Consider the following 12,470-nt stretch of genomic DNA (forward strand, 5'->3'; position numbering starts at 1 on the left):
GCTGACTCCTTAAGAAACCTGAACGACGCGGAACATGCCGGCATCCATGTGATAGAGAAGGTGGCAGTGGAACGCCCAGCTGCCTTCAGCATCTGCAGTGATGAGAGCTGACACGCGCTCACCAGGCTTGACGTTTAGCGTATGTTTGCGCGGAATGAGTTCGCCATGACCGTTTTCCAGTTCCATCCACATGCCGTGCAAATGAATGGGGTGTTCCATCATGGTGTCGTTGATCAGAATTAAACGTAGCCGCTCGTTTTTTTCAAAGTGAATGGGGCCGGTGACCTCGCTGAATTTCTTTCCATCAAATGACCACATGTAGCGTTCCATGTTGCCCGTCAGGTGTAGCTCCATTTCTCGCCCTGGCGGACGACGGTCGGGCCATGGTGAAAAGGCTTTAAGGTCGCGATACACAAGGGTACGCCGTGCGTCGGGATCAATCCCGATACCCGCTTGGTCGTAGCTAGAGCCAGGCTGGGCGGAGCCGGCCGCCAGCATGCCGTTGACACGATTCTGCTGCTTTTCGCCAGCCATGCCCTGCATGCCTGACATATCGCCATGATCCATGTTTTTCATGCCGGCCATGCTGCCTTGCATATCCGACATATCGCCATGATCCATGTCTTGCATGCCGGCCATGCCGCCCATGCCAGCTCCCATGGCCTGCATGCCACGGTCGGCAATTTGGCGGCGAGGAGGAATGTCAGCCTGCATGCCTTCTCGCGGCGCTAACGTGGCACGGGCATAGCCGCTACGATCCATGGATTCGGCAAAAATGGTATAGGCCTGGTCGTCCTCGGGTGATACCAGAACATCATAGGTTTCAGCGACGCCAATGCGAAACTCGTCAACGGGAACCGGCTGTACATGTTGGCCGTCAGCCGCCACGACGGTCATTTTCAGCCCGGGAATACGCACATCGAAATACGACATGGCGGAGCCGTTAATCACGCGTAAACGCACGCGCTCACCGGCCTTGAAGAGTGCATTCCAGTTTTCTGCCGGCGAATGGCCGTTTAACAAATAGGTGTAAGTGCTGCCGGTAACATCGGCTATATCACGCGAGCTCATGCGCATTTTTGCCCACATGCTGCGCATTTCAGCGGTAGCGGCAAAGCCTTTGTTGCGCACATCGGCAAAAAAGTCGGCCACGGTTCGCTCTTGATAGTTGTAGTACCCTTCCATCGTTTTCAGGTTGCGAAAGACCGCTGCAGGCTCTTCGTATGTCCAGTCGGTCAGCAGCAGCACGTGTTCACGATCATAGCGAAAGGGTTCGCGCTCAGCGGCATCGATGATGAGCGGGCCGGCATGCCCCAGCTGCTCCTGCAGACCTGAATGGCTGTGATACCAGTACGTACCATGCTGGCGCACGGGGAAGCGGTAGGTGAACGTTTCTCCGGGGTTGATACCGGCAAAACTGACGCCGGGTACGCCGTCCATTGCCATGGGCAGGATCATGCCATGCCAATGAATAGACGTGGGTTCGTCGAGCAGGTTGGTGACGCGTAACACGGCATCTTGCCCTTCCTGAAGACGGATCATCGGGCCGGGGCTGGTGCCATTGAGCGTGATCGGGCGAGCTTGTTGCCCTGCAATGGAGAAGGATTCACGGCGGATGGCCAGCGCGATTTCAGGCCCTTCTTCGCTACCGTAAGCATAGGTGTTGGTTTTCCCCCAGGGGGTGGCCCAGGCGGGGCTTAACCCCATGGCGGCGGCAGAGCCCAATCCCAGCGCAGCAGTGCCCTTGAGCATTTGCCGGCGAGACAGCGGGCAGGAAATGATACGTGAGTGTGCCATGTACAGCTCCCATCAATGGTGAATGGCGCTAGTTTGATGGCAGAAGCTGAATCAAAAATGAAAAATGGAGGGTGCCGTTGAGTCATCGGGAAGGGGCAAGGCAACCTCCACGCGCAGTCCGCCAAGAGGGCTATGGGTGAAGCGTGACTGTCCGGCATAGTGGGCCACCAGCTGGGTCAGAATGGAAAGGCCCAGGCCGTAGCCGGGGTGGCGTTCGTCTAACCGGGTGCCACGCTGGCCAAGCCGGGCGAGGTCGGTATCCGACACGCCCGGGCCGTCATCATCGAAGGTGAAAATCAGCATGTTGGCGGAAGTGGTGATTTCAAGAACAACGTCATTTTCGGCCCATTTGCCGGCGTTATCGAACACGATGCCCAGAATTTCGGAAAAATCGTAGGCCTCGATGGGTATCTGTTCCTGGTCATGTGCGGTGTGTATCAGGCGGAACTGTTTGCCGGGATACAGGCAGCGAAACATGTCGATAAGCCGTGTGCTGTCGTGCGTTATATTCGCCATGCGGCCGGCATTGGGGCCTGCAATGCGTGAGCGGCGTAGCTCGGAATCAAGCTGGGCGTTGATATCCTCGATACGCATGAGCAGCTTGTGGCGACGCTCGTCATCAATGGGCCTTCCGCCTCTGAGTACCTGTGTGACGGCTGCTAGCGGCGTTTTCATCGCGTGAGACAGGTTGGCGACGGAGTCTCGCGAGCGCTGCAGGCGCAAGTCGATATCGTCCATAAAGCGATTTAGCTGCGCCACCAGGGCATCAAGCTCGGCAGGTGCCGTAAGCGAAAGGCGCTGGCGCTCACCCTTTTGTAGCGCTTCAAGCTGTTTTCGCAGCTGCCATAATGGCGTAAGGCCACGGTTTACCGCGAGCATATTTAACGTGACCAGGAGTAAGAGCAAGCTTGCGGCAATGCCGCCGACCCACCAGTGCAGCGTTGCCAGTCCCGCCTCCACGCGGGAGAAATCCTCCCCGATAAGCAGCACGCCTGTAGTGTCTTGCCACTCAAAATGGCGCCGATACACTAACAGGTGATGCTCTCCCTTGGTCACTTCGAGCAGGGCATCGCTGCTATCATCCAGCAGCGGATCAAGGGTGCGTTGCCAGTGTGAATCAGAAGCACTTACGGTATCGTTGATGCGCAGGACATAAAGATGATGGAAGACTTGATAGCCCCGGCTGACGGAGTCGAGCGTGGTCGGGACGCCGACACGATCCTGTTTCAGCTGCAGAATGGCGTGCTCGGCTTCGCGCTGCAGACGTCCGCCCAAAAACTCCCGGGCAAGATTCTGGAGGAGAAAGCCGTGGAGTATCCACGTCACGCTGACTGCCACCAGCGCCACGCCGCCTAACCACGCTAACAAGCGAAAGCGTAAGCTGCGTCGATTAATGTGAAACAAACGTATACCCCTGACCGCGGCGCGTTTGAATCAAGGATTTGCCGACATAGCGGCGTAAACGTCCAATATAGACCTCCACGAGGTTGGATGCTGCAGCATCCTGATCCAGCGTATACAGCTGATCGAGCAAGTGTTCCTTGGAATGAACGCGATCAGGCTGATGCATCAGGTAACGCAGCAAGCGAAACTCCGTCGCGGTCAGGGACTGTTCTTCCCTGCCGGCGACGGTGACGGTCTGGCTGCCCTCATTCAGCTGCACGCCATTAAGCGATAGCTGCGTTGAAAACTGTCCCGAACGACGCCGTAGCAAGGCTTTTAAGCGCGCAAGTAATTCAGCCTCGTGGAAGGGTTTGGTCAAGTAGTCGTCCGCCCCCGTTTCCAACCCGACCACCTTGTCTTCCCATGTATCTCGTGCGGTTAACAACAGGATGGGCGTACTGCGTTGTTGTCCGCGCCAGTCGGCAAGAAGATCCAGGCCTGACCCGTCGGGCAAGCCGATGTCCAGAATCGCAAGCTCATAGTGTTCTGTGGCCATCAGTGACCTGGCCGCGCTCAGGGAGGCGGCCAGGTCAACAAGATAGCCGCTGTCTTTCAGACTCTCTGCCAGGCTTTCGGCCAGCAGGTCGTCATCTTCAAGTAGCAACAGTTTCATAAATTGATGTCATATTAGCCCGCCTTATTCATCAGGACGTTGAACGAGCGTTTTATGTCCAGTGGTGACCGGTACCGACCGACTTTTATGTCATGCGGTTGCTGAGTAGCCGGTCAGCATATAGCTTTTAAAGATTGATGACGGTCTATTCATAACTGTTGGGCATTGATTTCGAGCGTCGGCGCAGCCGCGCCCGTCAGCCTCCGTGATGGCTGCCGTGTCTGCTGGCAAAGGCGGGATAATGCGGTGTGTCAGGTCAGTGCCGTTAGCCGCGGCAACCCCTTCAGCAAGGACGGCCACCATTTGTCGGCGGCATCGCCAAGGTGCACGGTGATGCGCCGGGCGTGCACCGCCAGCGTGGCTGCAACCTTGAGCACCTGCTCGCGCATCCGCCTCAGGCTCCAGCCTTGCCGGGTTTGTTGCTCCAGCAAGCAGCGTAGCCCATGCAACACCTGATAGGCGTAGAGGCTCAGCAGCAGGCTCACTTCGTTGCGGGCCATCACGTCCTGAACGCTCGAAGCGCCGCGATCCGTCGAGGAGAGATGCACGTCGAGCGACGATTTCACCTCGCCCATGTGGGCCTCGGCGCTGCCACGTTTACGATACAACGCCAAGATCTTCTCCGGCGGCCAGTCGAACTGGCTGAGATTGGTGACCAGGAAGAAGGCATGCAGCAGCAGATCATCGGGGCGTTCCTGCACCACCAACACGACGCGTCGCGGTGACGGCCAGGCGTCGGCCTGATACTCGAGGTCATGGCACCATTCCCGCGGCTGCTCGGGCGGGCGGCCTCGTGGCCGCTTCAGATACGGCGCCGCCAACCTCTGAAGGCTCGTGTTACTGCGCAGTCGGCCCAGATACTCGATGTTGCGCTCCTCCAGAGCCTCCAGCGTGTCGTTGCCGGTGAAGCCGGCATCGATGCGCACCTTGACCTTGGCCCCGGTGCTCTCGTTGAGCCGCCGCACCAGGTGTGGGATCCAGGTGTCGGCGCTCTCGGCCGGGCCGGCATTGCCTTCGCGCAACAGGCCGCCGACCATGTCGCCGGTTTCAGCCACCGAGGCGACGAGCGGCGAGTAAATACGGGTACCGTAAAGGCCATGAAAGGCCGAGCCGCCTTGGTGACCGTGGACCTCGATCGGTAGGCCGTCGATGTCCAGCGTCAGGTGCTTGGGCCGTTCGCCGCCGTTCAGCGAAGTCAAACGCCAGATCGCCAGCCGCAGCAAGCCCTCATGCACGGTATCGATGTTGTCGTCGCGGCCCAGGCACGTGAGCAGCCGCGACAGCGTTGCTTGAGACGGCCGGTCCTGCGCCAATGGCGTCGTCCCGCGGGCATCGCTGCAGGCTAGCTGCCAGAGCGGGTCACGGCGGAGCGTGTCGGTATCGCTGAGGTCGATCCAGCCCATCGAACGCTGCAGCACCAGGGTGCGTAGCTGGCTGGCTAACGAGTGGCGGACGCGATCCGGATCGCGGTGATCGACCAGGTGGTCCTCAAGTGCGGCGATCACGCCGCTATTGTCGAGGGCTTCACGCAACAGCAAGGCACCGCTATCGCTAGTGGTGCGGTGGCCGCTGAGCTCGACGCGGATGGACCCGTTGCATGACGGGGTCCAGGGGGATAAGCTTTCACCCATGGCGAGTGGTCCTCTTGAATTGTGTTCGTTCAGGAACATCTTGATTCTACAAGAGAAACTGCTCGCCATCTTCTTTTCTGTCTCAGCCCGGTGAATTAGGCGGGATTAGGTTAATGTCACCCGACATGCCTGATTCATAGTGCCCGGGAATATTGCAGGCGTATTCCAGATGCTCGACGTTATCGGGGGCGGTCCACACTAACGTTGCGGTTTCGCCGGGTGCAATTGTCATGGTAGGCATTTGGCCGCCGTGTTCGCCTTCTGCCATATCATGTCCGCCATGACTGCCGTGCTCACCGTTGCCACTCATTTTCTGCATCATCTCGCGATGCGCTGTCTGAGCAGCAGGGTCACCAAGAACGAATTCATGTTCCAGGTTTCCCGTGTTGGTCACCTCGAATTTCAGTGTTTCGCCGGCCTTGATCTGCATATTGTCACGGTCAAACCACATATCACCTGCGTCCAACTGAATTGTACGGTCAATGTCGGCGCTGTCCATCGTGCCGTGCGAGCTATTGTGCTCGCCCGACGCCCACGTCGTGGTGGTCAAAAGGCCAAGCGATAGCGCCAGCAGACCGGATGTCAGGTAAGAGGTGCGCATAGGGTATATCTCCTGAGGGTGTTGGGCATTTTTTTATACAGCGCCAACCTGAAACTGACCTGAATGCTGCGGTTTGATATTGCCGGTAACAAAAAACCGCAAGACGTCGTGCTTGCCAGAACGCGTCTTTTCCCAGCAAAATAGGCTAGAATGTGAACGGGCAGGCCACCGCGAAAGACGCGCAGGCCGCCCGCCAAAGGCGCGGCGCGTGCGGAGCGCATACGTCGCGATCGGTGTTTAACAGGGGGATTCCCTGTTTGTCACAGTGGTAGACACGATGACGATAATGACTTCTCGGGCAAGCGTTGAGGCTCTGAGCCCCATCGCCTATTGCCCCACCCGTATTCCTGCCGAAGACCACGCGTACGTTGCCGAGATCAAACGGCTGCTGAAGGCTGAAAACGCCGTGCTGGTGGCACACTATTATACTGACGACGCGATTCAGCAGCTGGCCGAAGACACCGGCGGCTGCGTGGCGGATTCGCTCGAGATGGCGCGCTTCGGCGCTCGCCACGAGGCCACCACGCTGGTAGTCGCCGGCGTGCGCTTCATGGGCGAGACGGCCAAGATCCTCTCGCCGGAAAAACGCGTGCTGATGCCCACGCTTGAAGCCACCTGCTCGCTGGATATCGGCTGTCCGGCCGATGAGTTCAGCGCCTTCTGCGATGCGCACCCTGACCGCACCGTGGTGGTTTACGCCAACACCTCGGCGGCGGTCAAAGCGCGTGCCGACTGGGTAGTGACATCTTCCATTGCGGTAGACGTGATTGAACACCTGCAGGCCCGGGGCGAAAAAATCCTCTGGGCGCCGGACAAGCATCTGGGCGGCTACATCCAGAACAAGACCGGTGCCGACATGCTGATGTGGGACGGTGCCTGCATCGTTCACGAGGAGTTCAAGGCTCAGGGCGTGGAAGACCTGAAGCGCCTGTATCCCGATGCCGCGGTGCTGGTGCATCCGGAATCACCCGCGTCGGTGGTGGCGCTTGCCGACGTCGCCGGCTCGACCTCGCAGCTGATCAAGGCCGCGAAAGAGCTGCCCAACGACAAACTGGTGGTCGCCACCGACCGCGGCATTTTCTTCAAGATGCAGCAGGCGGTGCCGGATAAAACGCTGTATGAAGCGCCCACCGCCGGCAACGGCGCGACGTGCAAAAGCTGTGCCCACTGCCCGTGGATGGCGATGAACGCGCTGGACAACCTCGCCTCAGCGCTGCGTCAGGGCAGCGGTGAAATCGCCGTTGACGAAGCGCTGCGTCTGAAAGCGCTCAAGCCGCTGGAGCGGATGCTCAACTTCAACGCCTGATGCTGGGGCAGTGACTATATCGGTCGCGCGGCCAAGCCGCCCTCCTACGAGCCGGTAGTCAAACTTGCACCCAGCCGGTTTTGTAGGAGGCCGGCTACGCCGGGCGAAAGCAGGCCCGTGGCCTGCTGGAGTTCGTTGCTGATGCCAGCAAACCCAAGGCGCTTGGCAGCGCCGTCGCGCAATAAATTGCCCTCCTACAATAGGCCTATGGCAACGTCCTGGTTGCTGCAGAAGGCCGGCCGCTATGAATTACGAAAACTCTTCAAGCGCTTCGCGATATTCCAGAAATGCCTCGCGGCGGGCGTCAATGCGCGCTTCCAGCTGCGGATTATAGTCGCGTTCGGCGGCGTCCCGGGCGATGTCCAGCTGGCGGATGCTGCTGTCCACGCGCCCGGTCAGCTGCAGGTATTCGGCGCGGGCCAGATGCCCCTCGCCGGTATGCCCGCTGCGCCCGGCGGCTTCGGCCAGCAGGTCGAAGCCCAGCGGGTTTTCCGGATGCCGGGCCGTGACTTCGCGCAGCAGCCGATAGGCGGCCTGCGGGTCGCTGCCCAGCTGGGCTTCGGCCAGGATGAGCTGGGCGGGCAGGTAGCCGGGCATAAAGCGTAACAGCCGCTGGCTGCGGGCGATGGCGTCGTCGACGCGGCGTGCCTCCAGCGCAATGCTGGCCGCCGAGGCGGGCAGCAGGGCAAGGTCAGGGTGCTCGTCGGCAAGGCGGTCAAGGGTCTCCAGTGCGCTTTGAGTCTGGCCCTTGTCGGCGGCAATCAGCGCCTTCAAATAGGTGATGGCCGCGCTGGCAGCGTCGTCCTGACGCAGCGTGATCAGCGCCTGCGCCGGGGCGTTGGAATGCAGGCTCAAAAGCGCTCGGGCGCGCACCATGTCGTAAAGGGTGTCGTCCTGATGAGTATCGGTCACGCTCAGCTGGGCGGCGCGGGTCTGGGCATCGCTCAGGCGGCTCTCGCTGACCGGGTGGCTGAGCAAAAACTCCGGCGGCGTGCCGCCCTGCAGCCGCGCCATGCGCTGCATGGCCTTGAACATGCGTACCATGTCGTCGGGCGGGTAGCCGGCGTCGGCCAGGGTCTGCATGCCCACGCGGTCGGCCTCTTGCTCAAAGCGGCGTGAATAGCTGAGCTGATCCTGCAGCATGGCGGCCTGAGACCCCATGGCAGTGGCCAGCCCAGCGGCCCCGGCGCCGCTGGCGGCCAGCACCATGCCGGCCAGCATTGCGGCCATGGCCGGCAGCTGGGTTTGCCCGGCACGCTTGCTGCCGCGGGCAAAGTGGCGCTGGGCAAGGTGGCCAAGCTCGTGGGCCAGCACCGAGGCAAAGGCGCCTTCGTCCGGGGCAAAGGCATAAAGCCCCGCGTTAATGCCGATGACACCGCCGGGCACGGCAAAGGCGTTGAGCGAGCCGTTATCCACCATTACGCTGATGGGTACCTGGCCGCTGATGCCGCTGTACGGTGCCAGGCGGGCGATCAGCCGGTCAAGGTAGTAGTGGGAAAGCGGATCCTGCCACTGCGGCGCCTGAGCACGAAACTGACGCAGCCAGGCGCGCCCCAGGCGCTCTTCCTTGCTGCTGGCGGCATGGGATACGCTGCCCAACGCGGGCAGATGGTATTCATTGACGGCGGCGCTGACCGGAGCGCTGGTGGGCAAGCTGGCCGCGAGCGCAATCGCGCACAGCCAGCTGCAGGGAGCGTGGCGCAGGCGTAACATGGCGTCCTCATGGGTGGTGAAAAGCAATGGTGCCAGACAGCGGGCAAAAGGTTCTCGCCGTAGGACATTGAACCGCGGCGCAAAGTGCCTTTAAATCGCGCCTTTAAAATCGTGCGAGTATACAAACAGCCCGAGCATAACAGTGTATGCGACAATGCCGGGTTAATGCCGAGCACTTATGAGCTACACGTATAAACCGTACGTATGGACAGCACAGAGGGGATGGCGATGTCAGAACATACGCAGTCAGGGCCGGCGACGGATAATACGCCCGATGCGGTGCTGGATGCCTGCGGTCTTGCGTGCCCGCTGCCGCTGTTGAAAGCCAAGCAGTCGCTGTTTGGGCTTGAGGGCGGGCAGCTTCTGGAAGTGCGCGCCACCGATGCCGGCTCTTGGCGAGATATGGCCTCGTTTGCCGCGCAAAGCGACCACGTTCTGGAGGCGCGCGAGCAGGTGGATGACGTTTATTATTACTGGATTCGCAAGGCCGAAGGTGGTGGCCAATGACGTTGCGCACCATTTTCAAGGACTGGGTGGATCGCTACTTCTCCGATGAGGAGGCGGTTATCCTGCTGCTGGTGCTCATTGCGGGATTTGCCGCGGTGATCTGGTTTGGCCGGATGCTGGCGCCGTTTTTTACTGCCCTGATCATCGCTTTTCTGCTGCAGGGCGCCGTCAGCGCGCTGACGCGCCGTCGTGTGCCGCACCTGCTGGCGGTGACGCTGGTGTTCCTGGGCTTTATCAGCGCGCTGTTGACGCTGGCGCTGATTTTACTGCCGCTGATCTGGAACCAGCTGGTGGGGCTGGTGCAGGAAACGCCGCGCATGTTTGCCAGCGGCCAGAGCTGGCTGGATGAGCTGCAGGCGCGCTACCCCAACCTGATTACCCCCGACCAGATGCAGAGCTGGGTCGGTGCTGCCAGCCGCCAGATCAGCCAGCTGGGTCAGCGTGCGCTGACGCTGTCGCTGGCCTCATTGGGTAACGTGATGGCGCTGATCATCTATCTGGTGCTGGTGCCGATTCTGGTGTTTTTCATGCTCAAGGATCGCCAGACGCTGGTGGACTTTACGCTGTCCCTGCTGCCGCGCAAGCGCACGCTGCTATCGCGCATCTGGCAGGAAATGGACGTACAGATCGCCAACTATATTCGCGGCAAGTTTATTGAAATCATGATTGTGGGCACGGTCTCGTTTACGGTTTTTGCACTGCTGGGCGTGCCGTACTCGGCGCTGCTGGCGGTGCTGGTGGGGCTTTCAGTGCTGGTGCCGTATATCGGCGCGGCGCTGGCGGCCTTTCCGGTGGCGGCGGTCGCCGGGTTTCATTTCGGCCTGAGCGAAGAGCTGGTCTACGTGCTGGTGGCCTACGGCGTGATTCAGGCGCTGGACGGCAACGTACTGGTGCCGGTGATGTTTTCCGAGGCGGTCAACCTGCATCCGGTATCGATCATTGTCGCGGTGCTGTTCTTCGGCGGCATCTGGGGATTCTGGGGCGTGTTCTTTGCCATTCCATTGGCCACGCTGCTCAAGGCGCTGGTGTACGCCTGGCCGCGCGGTATGCGCCAGCGCGACGAGCGCCTCGCACTGGCCGATGAAGAGGGGGGCTGAGGCCGTAATACGGCACCGGGGGCTGTTCCTGCGCCCGGTGCCGCGTATAGAACGTTGTCGTTAAGCTTTTAGCCGTTGAGCGCCTTGGCGGCGGCGAGCACTTCGTCGACGTGGCCCGGCACTTTAACGCCGCGCCATTCCTGTGCCAGCTTGCCGTCGGCGTCGATCAAAAACGTGCTGCGATCGATGCCCAAATGTTCCTTGCCGTACATCTTTTTGAGTTTGATCACGTCAAACAGCTGGCATACCGTTTCGTCCGTGTCGGCAATCAATGCGAAGTTGAACTCCTCCTTGGCCTTGAAGTTTTCCTGGGCGCGCAGGCCGTCGCGGGAGACGCCGAGGATTACCGTGTTGGCGGCGTCAAACGCGGCCTTGTTATCGCGAAAGTCGCCGCCTTCGGTGGTGCAACCGGGGGTGCTGGCCTTGGGGTAGAAGTACACCACGACCTGCTTGCCGCGCAGTTCAGACAGCGTCACGGTGGCGTCGCCGGTTGCCGTAGCGGAAAAATCCGGTACGTTCTGGCCGATTTCAATGCTCATAAAAGCTCCTTGATCAGGGGGTGAGACAGGTTGATTACACGCAAGCGGCCGGCGACTGTCAAAAAAACGCGGCGTGGCATGCCTGGCGCAATGCCCGTTTCGATAACAAGTCGCAACGCTTTGCGCTGTACAGGCTTTCGTCGCCTGAGTACCATTTAGCGTCTGTGGAACCGCAGGGCGTTAACCAAGGCGCCGACGCGGCTCCTTGATCCCAATTACGCGCGAGCGTTTGCAAGCGCCGCGTGTCCCGATCTTTTTTGCGTGAGGTATAAGCGGATGATCACTGGCAGCCTTGTCGCCCTGGCGACGCCGATGAAAGTCAATGGCGATATCGACTGGGAGGCGCTCCGTCGCCTGGTGAACTTCCATCTCGACAACGGCACCGATGCCATCGTCGCGGCGGGTACCACCGGCGAGCCCACCACCATGTCCTTTGCCGAACACTTTGACGTGATTCGCACCGTGGTTGAGGAAGTTAATGGCCGCATTCCGGTGATTGCCGGTACCGGCGCCAACGCCACGTCCGAGGCGGTGGAGCTTGCCCGCTACGCCGGTGACGTCGGTGCGGACTATTGCCTGTCGGTGTGCCCGTACTACAACAAGCCGATGCAGGAAGGCCTGTACCAGCACTTCAAGGCGGTGGCCGAAGGCAGCACGATCCCGGTTATTCTGTATAACGTGCCGGGGCGCACCTGCTCTGACCTGTACAACGAGACCGTAATGCGGCTGGCCGAGGTGGATAATATCGTCGGGCTGAAAGACGCCACCGGCAACCTCGAACGCGCCGAAGACCTCATCGCCCGCCTGAAAGGCAGCGACTTCATGCTCTACTCCGGTGACGACGGCACCGCGTGCGATTTCATGCTGATGGGTGGCCACGGCGATATTTCCGTGACCGCTAACGTTGCTCCCAAGGCGATGCACGACCTGTGCGCCGCGGCGGTTGCCGGTGACGCCGAAACTGCGCACTCGATCAACACGCGCCTGATACCGCTGCACACCAACCTCGGCATCGAGTCCAACCCGATCCCGGTCAAGTGGGCGCTTAACCGCATGGGTTACGCCGATGCCGGGCTGCGTTTGCCGCTGACCTGGCTCTCGGACAAATACCACGCCACGATCAGCGAAGCGCTACAGCTGGCCGACGTAGTGGAAGACTAGTAGTGGAAGACTAACCATGTGGTGGAAGACTAAGCCACACACGTCCGGTTAGTGACAGACCA

The 12,470-nt window shown here is 60.4% G+C and carries 11 protein-coding genes; 4 read left to right on the forward strand and 7 right to left on the reverse strand.

Annotation, left to right across the window (positions count from 1 at the left end):
- Positions 1–9: 9 nt before the first annotated feature.
- The 5 genes from B5495_RS11530 to B5495_RS11550 form a co-directional block, all read right to left on the reverse strand.
- Positions 10–1,797, reverse strand: a complete 1,788-nt coding sequence (locus B5495_RS11530) for a copper resistance system multicopper oxidase (protein ID WP_079553883.1) — start codon at positions 1,795–1,797, stop codon at positions 10–12.
- Between the two features lie 51 nt (positions 1,798–1,848).
- Positions 1,849–3,165, reverse strand: coding sequence for a sensor histidine kinase (locus B5495_RS11535; RefSeq protein WP_231897182.1), 1,317 nt, complete (start codon positions 3,163–3,165; stop codon positions 1,849–1,851).
- Between the two features lie 22 nt (positions 3,166–3,187).
- Complete coding sequence (locus tag B5495_RS11540) at positions 3,188–3,853, reverse strand: response regulator transcription factor (protein WP_079553887.1); 666 nt, start codon at positions 3,851–3,853, stop codon at positions 3,188–3,190.
- 251 nt (positions 3,854–4,104) lie between these two features.
- Positions 4,105–5,523: an IS1380 family transposase gene (locus B5495_RS11545; RefSeq protein ID WP_079553889.1), complete on the reverse strand. Its 1,419-nt coding sequence runs from the start codon at positions 5,521–5,523 to the stop codon at positions 4,105–4,107.
- Positions 5,524–5,566: 43 nt separating this feature from the next.
- A complete protein-coding gene (locus B5495_RS11550) occupies positions 5,567–6,085 on the reverse strand; it encodes a cupredoxin domain-containing protein (protein WP_079553891.1) in 519 nt (172 codons plus the stop codon).
- A gap of 277 nt (positions 6,086–6,362) precedes the next feature.
- Here B5495_RS11550 and nadA point away from each other — a divergent pair, with 277 nt between their 5' ends.
- Positions 6,363–7,391, forward strand: coding sequence for a quinolinate synthase NadA (gene nadA / locus B5495_RS11555; RefSeq protein WP_079553893.1), 1,029 nt, complete (start codon positions 6,363–6,365; stop codon positions 7,389–7,391).
- Positions 7,392–7,640: 249 nt separating this feature from the next.
- On the opposite strand, the gene B5495_RS11560 is transcribed toward nadA, so the two are convergent.
- Positions 7,641–9,104, reverse strand: a complete 1,464-nt coding sequence (locus B5495_RS11560; protein ID WP_079553895.1) for a M48 family metalloprotease — start codon at positions 9,102–9,104, stop codon at positions 7,641–7,643.
- Between the two features lie 228 nt (positions 9,105–9,332).
- On the opposite strand from B5495_RS11560, the gene B5495_RS11565 reads away from it, so the two are divergent.
- Together B5495_RS11565 and B5495_RS11570 are read left to right on the forward strand one after the other, a co-directional pair.
- Positions 9,333–9,611 (forward strand): sulfurtransferase TusA family protein, encoded by a 279-nt coding sequence (locus B5495_RS11565; RefSeq protein ID WP_079553897.1) that lies wholly within the window; start codon positions 9,333–9,335, stop codon positions 9,609–9,611.
- On the forward strand, positions 9,608–10,708 hold the full coding sequence (locus tag B5495_RS11570; RefSeq protein ID WP_079553898.1) for an AI-2E family transporter: 1,101 nt from the start codon (positions 9,608–9,610) through the stop codon (positions 10,706–10,708). The genes B5495_RS11565 and B5495_RS11570 overlap by 4 nt, the downstream gene beginning before the upstream one ends.
- Before the next feature lie 68 nt (positions 10,709–10,776).
- Here B5495_RS11570 and B5495_RS11575 read toward each other — a convergent pair whose 3' ends face one another.
- On the reverse strand, positions 10,777–11,247 hold the full coding sequence (locus B5495_RS11575) for a peroxiredoxin (RefSeq protein ID WP_079553900.1): 471 nt from the start codon (positions 11,245–11,247) through the stop codon (positions 10,777–10,779).
- Positions 11,248–11,523: 276 nt separating this feature from the next.
- Here B5495_RS11575 and dapA point away from each other — a divergent pair, with 276 nt between their 5' ends.
- Entirely contained in the window at positions 11,524–12,408 is an 885-nt protein-coding gene (dapA, locus tag B5495_RS11580) for a 4-hydroxy-tetrahydrodipicolinate synthase (protein WP_079553901.1), read from the forward strand.
- Positions 12,409–12,470 lie beyond the last annotated feature (62 nt).

The sequence above is a fragment of the Vreelandella subglaciescola genome (genome assembly GCF_900142895.1).
Classification (GTDB): Bacteria; Pseudomonadota; Gammaproteobacteria; order Pseudomonadales; family Halomonadaceae; genus Vreelandella; species Vreelandella subglaciescola.

What these genes read in the sequence shown, in the direction of transcription:
- B5495_RS11550 (WP_079553891.1), bottom strand. Translation starts at nt 6,085, where the DNA reads ATGCGCACCTCTTACCTGACATCCGGTCTGCTGGCGCTATCGCTTGGC.
- dapA (WP_079553901.1), top strand. Translation starts at nt 11,524, where the DNA reads ATGATCACTGGCAGCCTTGTCGCCCTGGCGACGCCGATGAAAGTCAAT.
- B5495_RS11540 (WP_079553887.1), bottom strand. Translation starts at nt 3,853, where the DNA reads ATGAAACTGTTGCTACTTGAAGATGACGACCTGCTGGCCGAAAGCCTG.
- B5495_RS11565 (WP_079553897.1), top strand. Translation starts at nt 9,333, where the DNA reads ATGTCAGAACATACGCAGTCAGGGCCGGCGACGGATAATACGCCCGAT.
- B5495_RS11530 (WP_079553883.1), bottom strand. Translation starts at nt 1,797, where the DNA reads ATGGCACACTCACGTATCATTTCCTGCCCGCTGTCTCGCCGGCAAATG.
- nadA (WP_079553893.1), top strand. Translation starts at nt 6,363, where the DNA reads ATGACGATAATGACTTCTCGGGCAAGCGTTGAGGCTCTGAGCCCCATC.
- B5495_RS11545 (WP_079553889.1), bottom strand. Translation starts at nt 5,523, where the DNA reads ATGTTCCTGAACGAACACAATTCAAGAGGACCACTCGCCATGGGTGAA.
- B5495_RS11575 (WP_079553900.1), bottom strand. Translation starts at nt 11,247, where the DNA reads ATGAGCATTGAAATCGGCCAGAACGTACCGGATTTTTCCGCTACGGCA.
- B5495_RS11570 (WP_079553898.1), top strand. Translation starts at nt 9,608, where the DNA reads ATGACGTTGCGCACCATTTTCAAGGACTGGGTGGATCGCTACTTCTCC.
- B5495_RS11560 (WP_079553895.1), bottom strand. Translation starts at nt 9,104, where the DNA reads ATGTTACGCCTGCGCCACGCTCCCTGCAGCTGGCTGTGCGCGATTGCG.